Annotated in this window: 14 protein-coding genes; all 14 read right to left on the reverse strand. The window is 41.4% G+C overall.

Translation table 11 applies throughout. The annotated features are described in order from the left end of the window. Positions 1–157: 157 nt before the first annotated feature. Positions 158–925: a substrate-binding periplasmic protein gene (locus L2672_RS04490; RefSeq protein WP_248994629.1), complete on the reverse strand. Its 768-nt coding sequence runs from the start codon at positions 923–925 to the stop codon at positions 158–160. 126 nt (positions 926–1051) lie between these two features. Further along, entirely contained in the window at positions 1052–1774 is a 723-nt protein-coding gene (locus tag L2672_RS04495; RefSeq protein ID WP_248994630.1) for a DUF599 domain-containing protein, read from the reverse strand. A 66-nt stretch (positions 1775–1840) separates the two neighbouring features. Further along, a complete protein-coding gene (locus L2672_RS04500; RefSeq protein ID WP_248994631.1) occupies positions 1841–2503 on the reverse strand; it encodes an RluA family pseudouridine synthase in 663 nt (220 codons plus the stop codon). Between the two features lie 150 nt (positions 2504–2653). Continuing rightward, positions 2654–4771 carry a methyl-accepting chemotaxis protein gene (locus tag L2672_RS04505; RefSeq protein WP_248994632.1) on the reverse strand — a complete coding sequence of 706 codons (2118 nt, stop codon included), beginning with the start codon at positions 4769–4771 and terminating at the stop codon, positions 2654–2656. A 166-nt stretch (positions 4772–4937) separates the two neighbouring features. Then, positions 4938–6212, reverse strand: coding sequence for a 4-aminobutyrate--2-oxoglutarate transaminase (gene gabT, locus L2672_RS04510; protein ID WP_248994633.1), 1275 nt, complete (start codon positions 6210–6212; stop codon positions 4938–4940). 20 nt (positions 6213–6232) lie between these two features. Beyond that, the gene (gabD, locus tag L2672_RS04515; RefSeq protein ID WP_248994634.1) at positions 6233–7681 is read right to left on the reverse strand and encodes an NADP-dependent succinate-semialdehyde dehydrogenase; all 1449 of its coding nucleotides are present in this window, start codon (positions 7679–7681) and stop codon (positions 6233–6235) included. 30 nt (positions 7682–7711) lie between these two features. Further along, positions 7712–8998 carry an NAD(P)/FAD-dependent oxidoreductase gene (locus L2672_RS04520; protein ID WP_248994635.1) on the reverse strand — a complete coding sequence of 429 codons (1287 nt, stop codon included), beginning with the start codon at positions 8996–8998 and terminating at the stop codon, positions 7712–7714. Between the two features lie 277 nt (positions 8999–9275). Then, a complete protein-coding gene (locus tag L2672_RS04525; RefSeq protein WP_248994636.1) occupies positions 9276–10091 on the reverse strand; it encodes an ABC transporter permease subunit in 816 nt (271 codons plus the stop codon). After that, complete coding sequence (locus tag L2672_RS04530) at positions 10088–10987, reverse strand: ABC transporter permease subunit (protein ID WP_248994637.1); 900 nt, start codon at positions 10985–10987, stop codon at positions 10088–10090. The genes L2672_RS04525 and L2672_RS04530 overlap by 4 nt, the downstream gene beginning before the upstream one ends. Further along, positions 10984–12120, reverse strand: coding sequence for a polyamine ABC transporter ATP-binding protein (potA, locus tag L2672_RS04535; protein WP_248994638.1), 1137 nt, complete (start codon positions 12118–12120; stop codon positions 10984–10986). The genes L2672_RS04530 and potA overlap by 4 nt, the downstream gene beginning before the upstream one ends. 121 nt (positions 12121–12241) lie before the next feature. Further along, positions 12242–13342, reverse strand: coding sequence for a polyamine ABC transporter substrate-binding protein (locus L2672_RS04540; protein ID WP_248994639.1), 1101 nt, complete (start codon positions 13340–13342; stop codon positions 12242–12244). A gap of 276 nt (positions 13343–13618) precedes the next feature. After that, positions 13619–14980: an aspartate aminotransferase family protein gene (locus L2672_RS04545; RefSeq protein WP_248994640.1), complete on the reverse strand. Its 1362-nt coding sequence runs from the start codon at positions 14978–14980 to the stop codon at positions 13619–13621. 65 nt (positions 14981–15045) lie between these two features. Then, entirely contained in the window at positions 15046–16401 is a 1356-nt protein-coding gene (locus L2672_RS04550; RefSeq protein ID WP_248994641.1) for a glutamine synthetase family protein, read from the reverse strand. Positions 16402–16406: 5 nt separating this feature from the next. Then, on the reverse strand, positions 16407–17171 hold the full coding sequence (locus L2672_RS04555; RefSeq protein ID WP_248994642.1) for a gamma-glutamyl-gamma-aminobutyrate hydrolase family protein: 765 nt from the start codon (positions 17169–17171) through the stop codon (positions 16407–16409). Positions 17172–17422 lie beyond the last annotated feature (251 nt).

Genomic DNA, 17422 nt, shown 5'->3' on the forward strand with positions numbered 1-17422 from the left:
GATCGAATTTTATGCACCTTTTTAATAAATGATTATTTTATTGATATTTCTCAGTCAAAATGACTATTTAATAGAACATTTACAGCAGATTACTGCTTAGACTTTTCAAATATTTAAAACATTCATTCATGATAGAACGACCAAAGCAAGTATAAATCTACTCAGCAGCAAACTCTGAGGATATTTGATAGCGTTGTAAAATTTGTTGGTATTTACCCGAGGCCTTTATTTGCTGTAACCCTGTATTGAGCAGTTGAGCCATCTTTTTGGCATCAGGGTATTTTCGAGAAATCATCACATGAAATGCGGCAATACTTTCAGGCTTTTCCAATACTGCAATTTTGTGGCTTTCTTCAGGGAAGTATTGCGTTAACAAAAGTTTGCCTGTTAATTCATCAATCACTGTAAAATCATTACGCTTGAGTAATAACATGCCTAAGTTTTGTTGATCGGTACTGACTTTACTCACGGTTAAACCCGCCTTTTTAAATGCAGGTAAGTACCAATAGCCGAGTATTCCGCCCATTTGATAACCTTGAAAATCTTCTAAGGTATGCCAAGTGAAGCCGTCTGGGAATTTCTCTGTGTTATAGAAAAACTTATTCACCGAATAAATAACCGGATCGGAAAAATCATAGTTTTGTTGACGCTGTTCATTTTTAAAATATGGCACCGCACCAAATGCTTTTCCCGATGCCACCATCATCTCGCCTCTTTTCCATGGGGCAAATTCATACTCAACACTGACACCTTGGGTAGCAAAAGCCGTCTCAATTATGGCTAACACCACGCCTGAATCATGTGCATTTGATGAAGTATAAGGGGCATAATCTGACGTCATTATACGTACCGACGTTGCGGCATTCAGTGGCAAACTAATGATACTAAGTAAACAATATATTCCCGGCGTGAGAATATGCTTCATTCTAGATCTCTTTATATGAAGGTTAGAATCTAACGTTAACTATAAATATAGTTCAAAAGAGTCATTTAGCATCAATATTAATCCAGTTTGCAGGTAATAATATCGTTTTTAATCAACCCAATAGCATTACTCATTCACTTTATAAGCAGGATCTTTTTCTAAGTGTTGTTGTGCTAACGTTATCGCTTGCACGGCTCTTGAATTAAACTCCCGTTGATAAAGAGTATAAACAACCACCAAACTCGCAAAAATAAATGCAGTTGGATGAAAAAACCAACACAAAGCAGCCATAGCAAAATAATACGACCGCAAGCCATAGTTATAAGAGTGAGCCGCTTGATCTTGTACTACCGCCATCTGCCTTGCATAAGCTAATAGATTTTGATCACGACCCGACTTATCTAAAGGCGCCGCGCCTATCATTACATTAACAAAACCATATTGACGCATTGACCAGGTAAATTGAAAAAAGGCTAGTACAAAAATTCCTGCTAAAAGCGCCAGCTTAACTTGTACTAATGCGTGATTTGGGGACACTGAAAATGGGATAGAAGCGATAACGGTTTCAAGCTTTTCAACTTGAGAAAATAAGGTTAAAACACCCGCAAGAATAAGTAGTGTAGTAGAAGCAAAAAACGCGATATTCCGTTCTAAATTCGCTAAAAGTGCGGCTTCTGCAACACGAACATCTTTAGCGATAACTTGGCTCATCCAATGAATACGTTGTTGATGCATGACTCGGGCAATGCAGTTTGCGGTTTTAGCTTTTCGTTTTGAAAACTGGGTATAACCTAGCCAACACGTAATAAAAGTGATTAATGCTAAATAGTCCAATGCAGTTCCAATCATTTCACAGCCTTATGAATTCCAACAACAAATATACTATATCAATTTTCATCACATCTGCATGTTTTTTTAAAATGGACACTCACATTGCCAATGTATTTTTTCAGCGGATATTGGATGAGTAAAGGTTAGCGTGGTGGCATGCAACAGCAACCTCGGAGCTAATTTGGCTGACTCACCCATTGAGTATAAATCGCAACCCAAAATAGGATGGCCTATTTGTTGGCTATGTAATCTGAGTTGATGTGTTCTTCCTGTTATTGGTGTAAATATAACTCTAGAACTTAGATTTCCATCTGCATCTTTAACAACCTCAACAAGCTGATATCGACTATGGGATGGTTTGCCAGTGTGATGGCACACCTGCATTAATGGAAATTCTGCTTTAGCAATGGGAAGAGTGATATCTCCCGTTGATTCAACTAACTCATGTTGCAATATCGCGGTATAGGTTTTTTCAACTAAGCCAGACTGAAACTGTTTAGTAAGTAAGCCATTGATATGTTTATTGAGTGCCACCAGCATAATGCCTGATGTTCCAAAATCAAGCCGATGCACTAAAGTGCAATTCGGGAATTGCTGCACTAATCGATAATGTACTGAATCAAAGTTTTGTGGATTTTTACCCGATAAACTCAATAAGCCAGAAGGTTTATTGATCAATAATAGATGTTCATCTTGATACAAAATACTGATTTGTTCAGCGCAAGGTGGAGCAATAAATTCAGACATAATAAGCAAATTGAAGTGTGTCAGAGCTCAGCATAATCCATAGGGTTATTCAATACCAATCGTAATTGGCATAACGCCATAACACCGTGAAATATCACGACACGTCAATGGCGGCAACCAAGAGCTGTCGTGATATTTAAAGACAGTGGATTAGGTTTTTAATCGTCCTAATTCAGTGTGTTGATGCTGCACTAGGTCGGCTAAGCTATGGCTACTTTGCTGAGCATCATCAGCCAGTTTTGATAATTCAGCTGCTGAGTCAGAAATACCGGTAATATTACGGCTGACCTCTTCCGTTACCATACTTTGCTCTTCCGCTGCGGTGGCAATATGGGTGACTTGCGATGACACTTCATTAATTTGAACCACAATAGCATTTAGCGAGCTCAAGGCCATTTCAGTTTGTTCAACCGCTAGCTGTGCGCCTTTAGCGCCTTTGTCGATAATACGTGACGCGTTATTCACCTCAGACTGTAATGATTCAATTAGCTGGCTAATTTGATCGGTAGAGTTTTGTGTTTTAGAAGCTAATGCTCTCACTTCATCTGCCACCACCGCAAAACCACGGCCTTGCTCACCCGCCCTAGCTGCTTCAATGGCGGCATTTAATGCCAACAAGTTCGTTTGTTCAGCAATAGAACTGATCACCTCTAAAATACCGCTAATATTGCTACTGCTTTGCGCCACTAAACTGACCGCTTTTTGTGCCTGCTCAGATTCAACAGACATGTCTTTTACAAAGCCCATAGCTTGAGTAAGCCTTGCTTCACCATCTTTAACATTAGTGGTCATTGATTCGGTTTCGTGCGCGGTTTGCTCAGACGCTTTTGCCACCTCCAGTGCTGCAGCGCTCATCTCGTTTACTGCGGTCACAACGCTGTCAATTTCAGCATATTGACGATTAACACTTTCACGAGTTAATTGGGCAATTTGAGCCGACTTTTGGCTTTCGGTTTGTGATTTATCAGCTAAATCTTTTAAGCCAATAATCAATCCTCTAAGCTTATTGATAAATTGATTAAAGCCTTTGGCTAATGCAATTAATTCAGCATGGGCTTCTACATGAAGGGTCTGAGTTAAATCGCCTTCGGCACTGCCTAGGTTTTCAACCCTTTGTTGGATCATGTTTAGCGGTGAAATAATACTGCGGATCATAAAACTAATTAGCACAATGGCGATGACTGACACAATCACGCCCAAAATCAACAATAGGCTACCTAAAGAGGCCGCCATTTCTTCCATGGCATCATCCATTTTTTCAATGGCGATAAACGCTTGTTGTTTAGGCACTTCAATCACTAATGACCAAGTCGCATTCGCCATTTCAATAGTAATGGGGTAAGCCACCGCAATGTATTCATCATCTGCAAAAGTTTGCTGGCTAGCATGTAATTTGTGGAGTTGCTTTGCTCTTGCTGCTGGCATCGACTCAGATAATGGTCTGGCTAACTTATTATAATGACTGGCAGCCACCACTAATCCTTGTTCACTTAATAGCGTTACCTTTGTCTCACCTTGATACAAGCTTTTAGACAACTGACTAATAAGCTCTTGAAAAACTGGCAAGTTAACATCAACGCCCACCATACCTTTGAACTGTTGATTCACTACCACCGGCACGGTTAACGAGGTCATTAACTCGTTATAGCCTGGGGTCACTTCATAAAGATAGGGTTCCATCAAACACGGCTTTTTAGTATCCATAACGCACAAATACCATTCAGCCTCACGGATACCGAACTCATTTAAAGTGTCGACGTATTTTTCTTGGGCATCATCTACTTGTTGATGTTCTGCACTGCCATCGTCATTGCGGGTGTAATAAATTTCTAACCCACCATGGTTTAAAATACTGTGGCTCGCTCCTTGATAATATTGACTATCTAAGCCGTCATAACCATTGGCTTCAAATTGCGCATACATGGACGATATTTGCTCATTCTTTTGAATAGTCGCAATCACTAAAGATTCGAGCTGCTCACGTGATAATGGGGTGTTTTTCGCCGTGTGTTCAACCATTCCCGCAAACGAAAAAGGGATTCGATAAGCCTCTTCAATAAAACCTGCAATTTGCTCACCATACTCACCGGCTTTAGCTGAAAGCTTTTGCATAATCTCTACTGATAACGTGTCATCCACTTGAGTTGATAACTGCTTATTTTTATCAGAAAGTGAAAACCAAAGACTAAGAGATAGCGTCAACACGATTAGCAAAAATAGTGTAGAGGTTATCCATAACAGTTTGGTTTTAACCGGCAGTTGTTTCATAAACACCTTGCTCCGTAGTTATTATTTATTTTTGTCAGACTAAGTTTAGTTAAAAATCCATAAAAATCATTTTATTGATAATAAAAAACCCTATTAATGAATAGGGTTTGTTGAGTTCAACATATGAGCGAACTTATCGAGGCACTACAAGCATTTACCCGTAGGCTTAATTAAGCACCAAGTCGAATACTTCAGCCATAATTTGCAAGCCCGCATCAATTTGCTCATCCGGTGCAGTTAAAGGCACTAACACTCGTAAAACGTTACCGTAAGTGCCGCAAGACAACAGGATTAAACCGCGATCACGTGCTTCTTTTAACACTTGTGGGCAATACTGTGGTGCAGGTTTTCCTTCTTCCATCAGCTCGATGGCGATCATAGCGCCTAAGCCCCGTACTTCGGCAATTTGATGATGCTGCTGTTGCATTTCACTAATGGCTGATTTAATTCTGTCGCCAACCTGATTAGCACGTTCTAGCAAGTTTTCTTGTTCAAACACTTCAATAACGGCTAAGGCTGCGGCACACGCTAGCGGGCTACCACCATAAGTGCCACCTAAACCGCCTGGGCCAATAGCATCCATCACCTCTGCTTTACCGGTAATACCTGATAACGGAAACCCTCCAGCAATAGATTTAGCAAAGGTAGTAATATCAGCTGCTACGCCCATTTGCTCCATGGCAAAAAAGGTACCAGTACGGCCTGCACCCGTTTGCACCTCATCAGCAATTAACATAATGCCGTGGGCATCACATAACAAACGTAAACGCTGCATAAAGCTAGGCGATGCGGCATAAAATCCGCCTTCCCCTTGTACCGGCTCAATAATAATGGCGGCAATATCTTCTGGCTCAGCATCATTTTTAAAAATGCGCTCAATTGAAGCAATGGCATCATCTTCAGATACCCCATGTATTTCACAAGGGAACTCAGCTCTAAATACATTAGCCGACATTAAGCCCATGCCTTTACTATATGGCGCAACTTTACCTGTTAACGCTAAAGCTGCCATTGTGCGTCCGTGGTAACCCGAGGTAAATGCAATAACGCCTGCACGTTTGGTATACGCTCTAGCCACTTTAACCGCATTTTCTACCGCTTCTGAACCACTGGTAAATAAAGCGGTTTTTTTAGCAAAGTCACCTGGTACTAGCTGGTTAACTTTCTCACAAACTTCGATGTAGTTTTCATAACCTAAAACCATAAAGCAGGTGTGCGAAAAATCATTTAATTGCGCTTGCACAGCCGCTTTCACTTTAGGGTGTAAATGCCCAGTATTTAATACGGCAATGCCACCAGCAAAATCAATATATTCACGCCCCTCAACATCCCACACTGTGGCATTTTCAGCACGTTGGGTAAAAATAGGATGAATTTGTCCTACACCTTGGGCAACAGCGGCCTGACGACGGGTCATTAATCCTTCATTGGTTTTACTCATTCTCAGCTCCTTTATGCGCCTTATATCGCCATGCAAATGTATTTCATTTCGAGGTATTCCTCGATGCCAAATTTTGAACCTTCACGGCCTAATCCTGAAGATTTAATGCCGCCAAACGGGGCAACTTCTGTTGATATTAATCCGGTATTAACCCCAACCATGCCGTACTCTAATGCTTCTGAAACTTGATAAATCAAACTGATGTCACGGCCATAAAAATAAGCGGCTAAGCCAAACTCGGTATCATTTGCCTGCTGAATAACATCTTCAACATCATCAAATTTAAACAAGGGAGCTAATGGTCCAAAGGTTTCTTCTTTCGCCACTAACATGGTTTTATTCACATCACGTAAAATAGTGGGTTCAAAAAACAACTCGCCTAGTTCACTGGTTTTTCCACCCACAACCACAGATGCCCCCTTAGTTAAGGCGTCTTGTAAATGTTTAGTGACTTTATCAACCGCTGCGCTATTTATTAATGGCCCTGTTGTTACCCCTTCATCTAATCCGTTACCCACCTTTAAGCGGCTAACGGCCTTAGCAAACTTTTCAGTAAATGCTTCATACACGCCAGACTGCACATAAATACGGTTAGCACAAACACAGGTTTGTCCTGCATTACGGTATTTAGCGATCATCGCGCCTTCAACTGCGGCATCGATATCGGCATCGTTAAACACGATGAAGGGTGCGTTACCGCCTAATTCAAGCGACATTTTCTTTAACGTTGGCGCACACTGCGCCATGAGTTTGATCCCGATGGGAGTTGAGCCAGTAAAGGATAACTTACGTACTATTGGGCTTTCACATAAGGTGTTACCAATGGCCACCGCATCGCCTGTTATCACGCTAAATACTCCCGCAGGAATTCCTGCACGTTGGGCAAGTTCAGCTAAGGCTAGTGCGGTAAAAGGGGTTTGTGGTGCAGGCTTTACTATCATAGTACAACCCGCGGCTAATGCTGGAGCAGCTTTACGCGTGATCATCGCTGCAGGGAAATTCCACGGAGTAATAGCCGCCGTTACCCCAACAGGTTGCTTTATTACTGTTAGGCGTTTATCTGCCTGATGCCCAGGAATTGTCTCACCGTAAATGCGCTTGCCTTCTTCAGCAAACCACTCAATAAATGACGCAGCATAAGCCACCTCACCTTTGGCTTCCGCTAATGGCTTACCTTGTTCGCAAGTCATTAACATGGCTAAGTCATCGGTATTCTCAAGTAATAGCTCGAACCAACGGCGTAATTTTTCACTGCGCTCTTTTGCCGTTAACGCACGCCATTGAGGCAAGGCTTTATTCGCCGCATCAATGGCATGTTGAGTTTCTTGTGCGCCCATCACCGGCACATGGCCAACTAACTCAGCCGTGGCGGGATTATAAATTGCCACTGTTTCACCACTTTGCGCACTCGTCCATTGACCATTGATATAACATTGCTCAATTAATAGACTTTTATCATTTAACAACATCACACACTCCTTATCTAAAAATAGGCTGGACTAAATGCCAAACTTATCGCGCATGGTGTAATACCAAGCGCCTAATGCACTAAAAGGCACCCGTAAAGCATGACCGCCTGGGAATGGGTAATGAGGTAATGCGGCAAACGCATCAAATCGTGTTGCTTGACCGTTAAGCATTTCGGCAATTAATTTACCCGCTAAATGAGTGTAAGTGACGCCATGTCCACTACAACCTTGAGAATAATATATGTTATGCCCTATACGGCCGACCTGCGGCAGTCTTGATAAAGTCATTAAGAAGTTACCCGTCCATGCATAATCGATTTTAATGCCCTTCAACTGAGGGAATGTTTTTAATAATTTAGGTTCGATTAACGCTTTAACATTTGCAGGGTCACGTGCGCCATAAACCACACCGCCACCAAATATCAGTCGTTTATCACCCGTAAGTCGGTAGTAATCTAAAAGGTAGTTACAATCTTCAACACAATAGTCTTGTGGTAAAATACTGGCGGCAATATCATCAGATAACGGTTCGGTGGTGATCACTTGCGTGCCACATGGCATTGACTTAGCTTGAAGTTCTGGCAGTAATTTTCCTAAATAGGCATTACCCGCCACCACCACAAACTTACACTTAACTTGCCCCATTGCTGTGTGAACAATAGGCGATTGTCCATCGTCAATATTGGTCACGGCAGAGTCTTCAAAAATCAGTCCACCTAATGACTCAACGGCGCGGGCTTCACCTAAGGCTAAATTCAACGGATGGATATGTCCCCCGCTTTTATCTAGCATCCCGCCCACATAAAGATCAGTATCGACAACATTGCGAATACCATCATGGTCCAATAGCTCTAACTGGTCGGTATAACCGTGTTTTTCCCACAAACTTTTTTGAGCTTGTAGGTGACCCATTTGTTTTTTATTCATGGCGGCAAAAACACCACCATCTTTTAAATCACAGTCAATGTTATATTTCGCAATTCGCTCTCGAATGATACGCCCGCCTTCAAAGGCCATTTCACCGAAAAGTTTGGCTTTTTCTTTGCCAACCACTTTTTCGATGGTATCGATATCGCGGCTAAAAGAGTTAACTATTTGGCCACCATTTCGCCCCGATGCTCCCCAGCCAATTCGGGCAGCTTCAAGTACGACAACCTTCATGCCAGACTCTAATAAATGTAACGCAGAAGATAGGCCAGTATAACCAGCACCAACAATACAAACATCTGTTTCAATTACAGATTCAAGACGAGGGCGTTCAACTTTATCGTTAGCTGACGCGGCATAATATGAACTAGCATGAGGTGTTGCGGACATAACATTTCCTTTATATGCATATTGTAAAATACAACTGTCTCATCCTACACCTAGGCCAAAATAAAAACTAGCAAAAAAGGCACAATTATTTACATAATGTTGAAAATATTAAACACCCAATAAAAAACATTATCAGTATAAAATAATGACTATTATGAATAATTGAACGATGGGAAATGACAGTAAAGTATTTAGAAATTAACAGTGTGGGATAACAGGTTTCCCACACTGTTTAACAGGCGTGACAAAATCACCTAAGTGCCACTAAAAATCACTTTTATTCCATGGCTTGTTTCATTTTACGCTCAGCACGGCGAGTAAAGTACCAAGATAAGAACGCCACTAGCGATACCGCTAAAATAATGATGGTAGCCAAGGCGTTAATTTTAGGTGATACCCCTAAACGTACCGATGAAAACACCACCATAGGTAAGGTTGTTGAGCCAGGGCCGGAAGCAAAACTGGCAATCACTAAGTCATCTAAAGACAAGCTAAATGACAATAACCAACCGGCTATCAACGCAGGTGAAATCATAGGAACTGTAATTAAAAAGAAAGTTTTTAATGGGGTCGCGCCTAAGTCCATTGCTGCTTCTTCAATCGATTGGTCAAGCTCTCTAAGCCTTGATGAAACCACCACAGCCACATAAGCCGCACAAAAGGTTGAATGGGCAATCCATACCGTTAACATGCCACGTTCTGCTGGCCAACCAAAGGTATCGGCCATTTGCACAAACAATAGCAATAATGACAAACCGGTAATCACTTCTGGCATAACCAAAGGTGCGGTAATCATATTTGATAAGGTTAACTTAGCCCATGAACGACGAAAACGCGTCATAACAAAAGCCGCCATGGTGCCAATAATTACCGCCATAGTGGCACTGTAAAAGGCAATCCGTAAACTCACCCAAACCGCATCTAAAATCTGCTCATCTTTAAACAGTTCGGCATACCATTTAGGTGAAAAACCACCCCAGACGGTAACTAATTTTGATTCATTAAATGAATAGATAACCAAAATGAACATGGGTGCATATAAAAATAGCAAACCAAACCATAACATCACTTTGGAGAAACTTAATTTCTTCATGCTTCTTTCTCCATTTCACGTGACTGATAACGATGGAATAAGGTAATCGGCACAATTAATAACGCCAACATCACAATGGCAAGTGACGAAGCAACAGGCCAATCACGATTATTAAAGAACTCTTGCCACAAGACTTTACCGATCATCAATGAATCAGGACCACCTAATAGCTCAGGAATAACAAATTCACCCACTGCAGGAATAAACACCAACATAGAGCCAGCAACAACGCCGCCCATTGACAAAGGTAAGGTAATTTTCCAGAAAGTATTAATACTGCGAGAGCCTAAATCAGACGCCGCTTCAATTAAGCTCATATCTAATTTAACTAAGGTGGCGTACAAAGGCAGGATCATAAAGGGTAAGTAGGCATAAATAATACCAATGTATACCGCAAAATTAGTATTGAGCATTTGAATGGGCTCAGAGATCACCCCTATCCACAGTAAGAAATTATTGATTAGCCCCGTGTTACTTAAAATTCCCATCCAAGCATAAACTCGAATTAAAAACGAGGTCCAAGAAGGCAGCATCACTAATAGCAACAAGACTGGTTGAAACCTGGCCGGTGCACGGGCAATAGCATAGGCCATTGGAAAGCCCAACAATAGGCACCCCAAAGTGGCAATTAATGCCATTTTCAACGAGGTTAAATATGCCATGTAATACATGGAGTCTTGCAGTAATAATAAGTAATTACCGAGATTTAGAAAAATCGATAAAGTTTCATCCACATAACTAAAAGTGGCTTCATATGGCGGAATTGCTATTGCCGCGGTCGAAAAACTCAGTTTCAACACAATGGCAAATGGCAATGCGAAAAACATCAGCAGCCACAAATAGGGCATGCCTATTGTTAAATAGCGGCCTTTAAGGCGTTTGAATAGAGTCTTCATGAGTGTAATACCACCCCGCTGCTGTCTTCCCAGCTAATATAAACTTCGTCTTCCCATGTTGGGTTATCTGCACGGCGCTCACGGTTAGTCATTGAGCATTGTACAATCTGGTTATTGCTCAATTTAATGTAAAAAACCGAAATCCCCCCTAGGTAAGCGATGTCATGCACCACGCCTTTTTCCCAGTTATATTCACCTTCAGGTTTTTCACGGGTAATAATGGTTTTTTCTGGACGAACAGCTAAGAATACTTGCTTATTGTCCACCCCTGTTGAGATACCGTGACCAATATAAAATGGCTGCGTTAAGGTAGGAGATTGAATAATCGCGTGGTCGGTTTCGTCGGCAACAATCTCGCCTTCAAATAAGTTTACGGAACCGATAAACTCAGCCACCATACGGCTGTTTGGTGCTTCATAAATATCTATTGGTGAACCGGTTTGTGCTATCCAGCCTTCATTCATAATAGAAATTCGTTCAGCCATAGTCATGGCTTCTTCTTGGTCATGGGTTACCATCACGCAAGTTACACCTACCGCTTCAAGAATATCCACCACTTCTAATTGCATGCGGGTTCTTAACTTTTTATCCAGTGCGCCCATTGGCTCATCAAGTAATAATAATTTAGGACGTTTGGCCAAAGAACGAGCTAATGCCACACGTTGACGTTGACCACCCGAAAGCTGATGCGGCTTACGCTTAGCATATTTTTCCATATGTACCAGCTTGAGCATTTCTTCTACTCGTTGGGCAATTTGGTCTTTAGGCATTTTGTCTTGCTTTAAACCAAAGGCAATATTTTGTTCCACACTCATATGAGGGAATAACGCGTAGGATTGGAACATCATATTAATTGGACGTTCATAAGGAGGCATATCGGTAATATCAACGCCATCAAGAAAAATACGTCCTTCGGTTGGCTTTTCAAAACCCGCTAACATACGTAGCAGTGTTGACTTTCCAGAACCTGACCCTCCTAAAAGGGCAAAAATTTCACCTTTATTAATCGTCAGTGAAACATCATCGACAGCACGAACATCGTCAAAAATCTTACTTACGCGATCAATTTTGACGAGAACTTCAGCTTGCGTCTTTGTGGTTGGTTTATTAGTGACGCTCGAGGTGTTTACCATAATACTGCTCCGCCTAGTAGGAGTGCGCAACCTGACAAACAGGGCACATTACAACAAAAAATAATGTAAAAAGAGGTCAAAAATAGGGCGAGAAAATCCGCCCTATTTTTTGTGGGTATGATTACTGACCAGACTTAACCTTGGTCCAAGCGCGTGTTACCACACGTTGAATCTTCATTGGACGAATATCACCAATATATAAATTATCGATAACGTCTTGAGTTGGGTAAATCGCAGGGTCGTTTTTAATTGACTCTTCAACTAACTCTTGTGCAGGTACGTTTGGATTAGCGTATGCCACATAGTTAGTGATAGGAGCAATAACATCTGGACGCAGTAAGTAGTTAATAAACTTATGCGCATTTTCAACGTTAGTGGCATCTTGTGGAATGGCTAACATATCGAACCAAAGGTTGGCACCTTCTTTAGGAATAGAGTAACCAATTTTTTGACCATTGCCCGCTTCATCAGCACGTGCTGCGGCTTGGAATACGTCACCAGAGAAACCAAACGCCACACAAATATCACCGTTGGCTAGGTCAGAAATATAACGAGAAGAGTGGAAGTAAGTCACATAAGGACGAATCTTGGTTAATACTTCTGCCGCTTTTTCATAGTCAGCAGGATTCTTACTGTTAGGGTCTAACCCTAAATAGATTAATGCTTGAGGCAGCATATCGTCAGCAGAATCTAACAGTGAAAAACCACATGAAGCGATTTTTTCAGCATATTTAGGGTTAAAAATAAGCTCTAAAGAATCAAATGGCGCATCTTCACCAATCACTTCTTTTACTTTATCAATGTTGTAACCGATACCATTGGTACCCCATAAATAAGGTACAGAGTGCTCATTTCCAGGATCGGCATTTTGTAACTGCTTCATTAAATCATGCTTTAAGTTGGCGTAATTAGTTAGCTTACTACGGTCAAGCTTTTGAAACGCGCCCGCTTTAATTTGTTTTGCCAAAAAGTGATTTGATGGCACAACAATATCGTAACCACTGCGGCCAGATAGTAACTTGGCTTCTAGCACTTCATTACTGTCGAAAACGTCATAAATTACTCGGATACCGGTTTCTTTCTCGAAATTAGCTAAGGTATCTTCGGCAATATAATCAGACCAGTTATACATTTTTACGACCTCTTGCGCGTGCAAAGAGGTGCTTGCAAATACCGACGCTGAAATAAGCGCGATGGTAGACAGTTTATTAAGTAGCTTCATGAGTTCTCCCTTACTTGGATAATGGCCAGTTTATGACTGACAGTGTCTCGCTTTTTAAGCGTTATTATCATTTCCTTTTAACGAGGAAATTATCCAATGCTACATCGTATTTCTGCATCGGTTACATCACAGCAAAAGTGCTAATGCTATAATTTTTGGATTCTATCAAAAACCTTTTCGAATACTAGCTATTAAGTTACCTAACTGGTTAAAAAATCACTGTTTGGCAATAAATATTCATAAGAGCGCAATAAAAATAACTAAAACAGGCCGTTATTAAGCTGACAAACATTGCTGATAAGTATCATTTAAAGCCAAAAGTGCTTTGTCGATTAACTCATCAACTTGCGTTTTTGTAATCACTAAAGGCGGCGAAATAATCATGGTATCGCCTACCGAACGCATCACTAAACCATGCTGAATACAAAAGTCTCTACACCAAGTCCCTACGCCTAAGTCACTGTTATATCGAGCACGGGTTGCTTTGTCTTGTACTAGTTCAATGGCAGCGACTAACCCTATGCCTCGTACTTCACCTACTAATGGGTGCTCAGCTAAAGTACGTAAACGCTGTTGAAAATAAGGGGCGATTTCATTCGCTACTTGTTCAACAATTTTTTCTTGCTTGAGAATGTTTATATTTTCTAATGCCGCCGCAGCAGCAGCTGGGTGACCTGAATAAGTATACCCATGGGTGAATTCGCCGCACTGCTGTTTAATCACGTCTGCAACTCTATCTGCAATTATTACGCCACCCATTGGGATGTAGCCTGATGTCATGCCTTTAGCAATGGAAATTAAATCAGGTTGTAAATCAAAGTATTCTGCAGCAAACCAGCAGCCTGTTCGACCAAAGCCGCTGATCACTTCATCAAGAATTAATAGCACATCGTATTTAGCTAAAATACGTTTAATTTCAGGCCAATAGGTTGATGGAGGGATAATAACGCCACCCGCACCTTGAAAAGGTTCAGCAATGAATGCGGCAACATTATCCTCGCCTAACTCAAGAATTTTTTCCTCCAGTGACCGAGCAGCTTTTAAGCCAAATTCTTCTGGAGATAAATCTGCACCTTCTTGATACCAATATGGTTGGGCAATGTGCACTATTTTGGGGATAGGCAAATCCCCTTGCTCATGCATACCCGACATACCGCCTAAGCTTGCACCTGCCACTGTTGAACCGTGATAAGCATTTTCGCGGCTTATAATGGTCTTTTTATTTGGCTGGCCTTTTAAGTCCCAGTAACGACGAACCATACGTAAATTGGTGTCATTGGATTCTGAACCCGAGCCAGTAAAAAACACCGTATTCATATGTGCTGGCGCAAGGTCGGCAATGGTTTTAGCTAAAGTAATGGCGGGTGGGTGAGTACACTGAAAAAAACTATTGTAATAAGGCAGTTGCTGCATTTGCTTACTTACAGCATCAACAATTGATTGTCTGCCGTAGCCCACATTAACACACCATAAGCCTGCCATGCCGTCTAACAATTTATTACCTTGAATATCCCAAAGGTAAATACCGTCAGCACGTTCAATAACACGAGTGCCTTTTTCTGCCAACGTTTTAGAGTCAGTAAATGGATGAATAAAATGCGCTGCATCATCACGTTGTAATGTTTTTAAATCTGTCATAACACACCCTTAAATTAGCTCAACTGAGTTAAGTTGAGCTATAGCCAAATCCACTTAGCGAATGATTAAACCGTCAGTAATAAAAACTCACGTTCCCATGAACTGACTACACGACGGAAGTTCTCTAGCTCAGCTTGTTTAACCGCTACAAAACCTGTGGTAAATGACTGACCAAGATATTCAATACACGCTTCGCTATCTTGCATTGCCATTAGGGCTTCTTCTAATGTCAGTGGTAAACAATGTTCATTATTGGTGCGGCTTTCATTTGAACGGCCAGTGACCGGAGTTGATGGACGTAAATCTTTGTCCATTCCGATATAACCACACAATAAGCTCGCGGCAATCGTGAGATAACAGTTCGCATCAGCTCCAGGAATACGGTTTTCAATGCGACGGTTTTGTGGAGAAGATTCAGGAATACGTAATCCACAGGTACGGTTTTCAACACCCCATTCTAAATTCACCGGTGCTGAAGTGCCCGGTAAAAAACGACGGAAAGAGTTCGCACTTGGCGCCATTAACGGTAATAATTCAGGAATATAAGTTTGTAGGCCGGCAATATAATTTAAAAACAGTTGGCTTTGAGTGCCGTCTTCTTTAGTAAAAATGTTTTTACCGGTCTTTTTGTCAATCACACTTTGGTGAATATGCATTGCGCTGCCGGGTTCATCCGTTACAGGCTTAGCCATAAATGTGGCACACACATTATGCTTTAAGGCGGCTTCTTTCAAAGTGCGTTTAAAGACAAACACTTGGTCAGCAAGCGCTAAAGGGTTACCGTGACTGAAGTTAATTTCCATTTGCGCAGGGCCATCTTCATGAATCAAGGTATCAATATCAAGCCCTTGTGATTCACACCAGTCATACATATCTTCAAACAGCGGATCATATTCGTTGGCAGCATCAATAGAAAAAGACTGACGTCCTGCCTCTGGGCGACCAGAGCGACCGACTGGAGGTTTTAGTGGTAAGTCATGATCATCACTGCGTTGAGTCAAATAGAATTCCATTTCTGGCGCAATGACGGGCTCCCAACCTTTATCTTCATAAAGTTTTAATACTTTTTTCAGTACGTTACGTGGAGAAAGTTCAATTGGGTTCCCCATGCGATCATAACAATCATGAATAACTTGCGCGGTTGCTTCTACAGTCCAAGGTAATAAGAACACTGCGTTTTCATCAGGAACACAAACAAAATCAATATCCGCATCATCTAATAATGAGTAAAAGACACCATCATCAATATAATCACCAGTAACCGTTTGCAATAAAACGCTTTCAGGTAAACGCATGCCTTTTTCGTCAATAAATTTATCAACTGGGGCAATCTTACCTCTAGCAATACCGGTCATATCACTGATAACACATTCAACTTCGGTAATCTTTTTGTCTTTTAAAAACTTAATTAACTTGTCCATAGTATTTATTTCTCTCGCTTAGCCGCATGTAAACGGCACGCTTTGCCGAATGCATCAAAAATTGATTGGTAAAAAGGGGTTTGTTGTACTTTCCACTCTGGGTGCCACTGAACTGCAAGGGCAAAACTATTAGCGTCTTTGACCGAAAATGCCTCAACTAAGCCGTCAGGCGCGGTCGCTTCCACGGTTAAGCCATTGCCAAGACGGTCAACGCCTTGGGTATGAACAGAGTTAACATCAGCAACATCTAGCCCACAAATGTCATGCAGTAGCCCATTTGGAGTGATATTCACTTGATGAGATAAACCATACTGCACATCAACCGAAGCGGTTTTATCTTCACGGTGTTCAATATATTTGCCAACTTCATGAAGTTTTTGATACAAGCTACCGCCAAAAACGACATTCATTTCTTGAAAACCACGACAAATACCCAGCACAGGCACACCGGCGTCAATAGCCGCCTTAATTAATGGTAATGTCGTGGCATCTCGCTTGGGATCGTGAGAAGTTCCTGCTTCGCTGGGCTGACCTTGATAATGATGAGGCTCAACATTGGAAGGCGAACCTGTAAACAGAATGCCATCTAGACGAGAGAATAATGCTGCTGTGGGCAAGTCTAGCCCTAAAGATGGGATCACTAGCGGAAACCCGCCTGCTCCATTAACAATACTGAGTAAATATTTTTCACCCACTATATTAAACGGGTGTAACCCAATTTGTTGATTACATGCCACCACCCCAATCATTGGGACATTAGACAAAGACATATCACACCTACTTGAACTGCTAAATGCAGTATTCCTTTCAAACCGTACGAAATATCAAACCGTGATTACTGTGTATTAAACGCTATATCTCTTTTGTTCATCTAGAGATGTTAATACCGGGTATATTTGTTTAATAAATTAATAATTCGTGTTCATTTTTTCACACACTACACGTAATTTTGAAACTAGGCAATAGCAAAAACACAACTGAATTAACTTTTATTTTTTGGCAGGAAGTTTTACCAGGCCAT

Source organism: Shewanella gaetbuli (genome assembly GCF_023284065.1).
Classification (GTDB): Bacteria; Pseudomonadota; Gammaproteobacteria; order Enterobacterales; family Shewanellaceae; genus Shewanella; species Shewanella gaetbuli.

Bases quoted from the DNA above. Each gene is read 5' to 3' on its own strand.
- L2672_RS04490 (WP_248994629.1), bottom strand. From the start codon at position 925: ATGAAGCATATTCTCACGCCGGGAATATATTGTTTACTTAGTATCATT.
- L2672_RS04495 (WP_248994630.1), bottom strand. From the start codon at position 1,774: ATGATTGGAACTGCATTGGACTATTTAGCATTAATCACTTTTATTACG.
- L2672_RS04555 (WP_248994642.1), bottom strand. From the start codon at position 17,171: ATGTCTTTGTCTAATGTCCCAATGATTGGGGTGGTGGCATGTAATCAA.
- gabD (WP_248994634.1), bottom strand. From the start codon at position 7,681: ATGTTGTTAAATGATAAAAGTCTATTAATTGAGCAATGTTATATCAAT.
- L2672_RS04540 (WP_248994639.1), bottom strand. From the start codon at position 13,342: ATGAAGCTACTTAATAAACTGTCTACCATCGCGCTTATTTCAGCGTCG.
- L2672_RS04545 (WP_248994640.1), bottom strand. From the start codon at position 14,980: ATGACAGATTTAAAAACATTACAACGTGATGATGCAGCGCATTTTATT.
- L2672_RS04550 (WP_248994641.1), bottom strand. From the start codon at position 16,401: ATGGACAAGTTAATTAAGTTTTTAAAAGACAAAAAGATTACCGAAGTT.
- potA (WP_248994638.1), bottom strand. From the start codon at position 12,120: ATGGTAAACACCTCGAGCGTCACTAATAAACCAACCACAAAGACGCAA.
- gabT (WP_248994633.1), bottom strand. From the start codon at position 6,212: ATGAGTAAAACCAATGAAGGATTAATGACCCGTCGTCAGGCCGCTGTT.
- L2672_RS04530 (WP_248994637.1), bottom strand. From the start codon at position 10,987: ATGAAGACTCTATTCAAACGCCTTAAAGGCCGCTATTTAACAATAGGC.
- L2672_RS04505 (WP_248994632.1), bottom strand. From the start codon at position 4,771: ATGAAACAACTGCCGGTTAAAACCAAACTGTTATGGATAACCTCTACA.
- L2672_RS04525 (WP_248994636.1), bottom strand. From the start codon at position 10,091: ATGAAGAAATTAAGTTTCTCCAAAGTGATGTTATGGTTTGGTTTGCTA.
- L2672_RS04520 (WP_248994635.1), bottom strand. From the start codon at position 8,998: ATGTCCGCAACACCTCATGCTAGTTCATATTATGCCGCGTCAGCTAAC.
- L2672_RS04500 (WP_248994631.1), bottom strand. From the start codon at position 2,503: ATGTCTGAATTTATTGCTCCACCTTGCGCTGAACAAATCAGTATTTTG.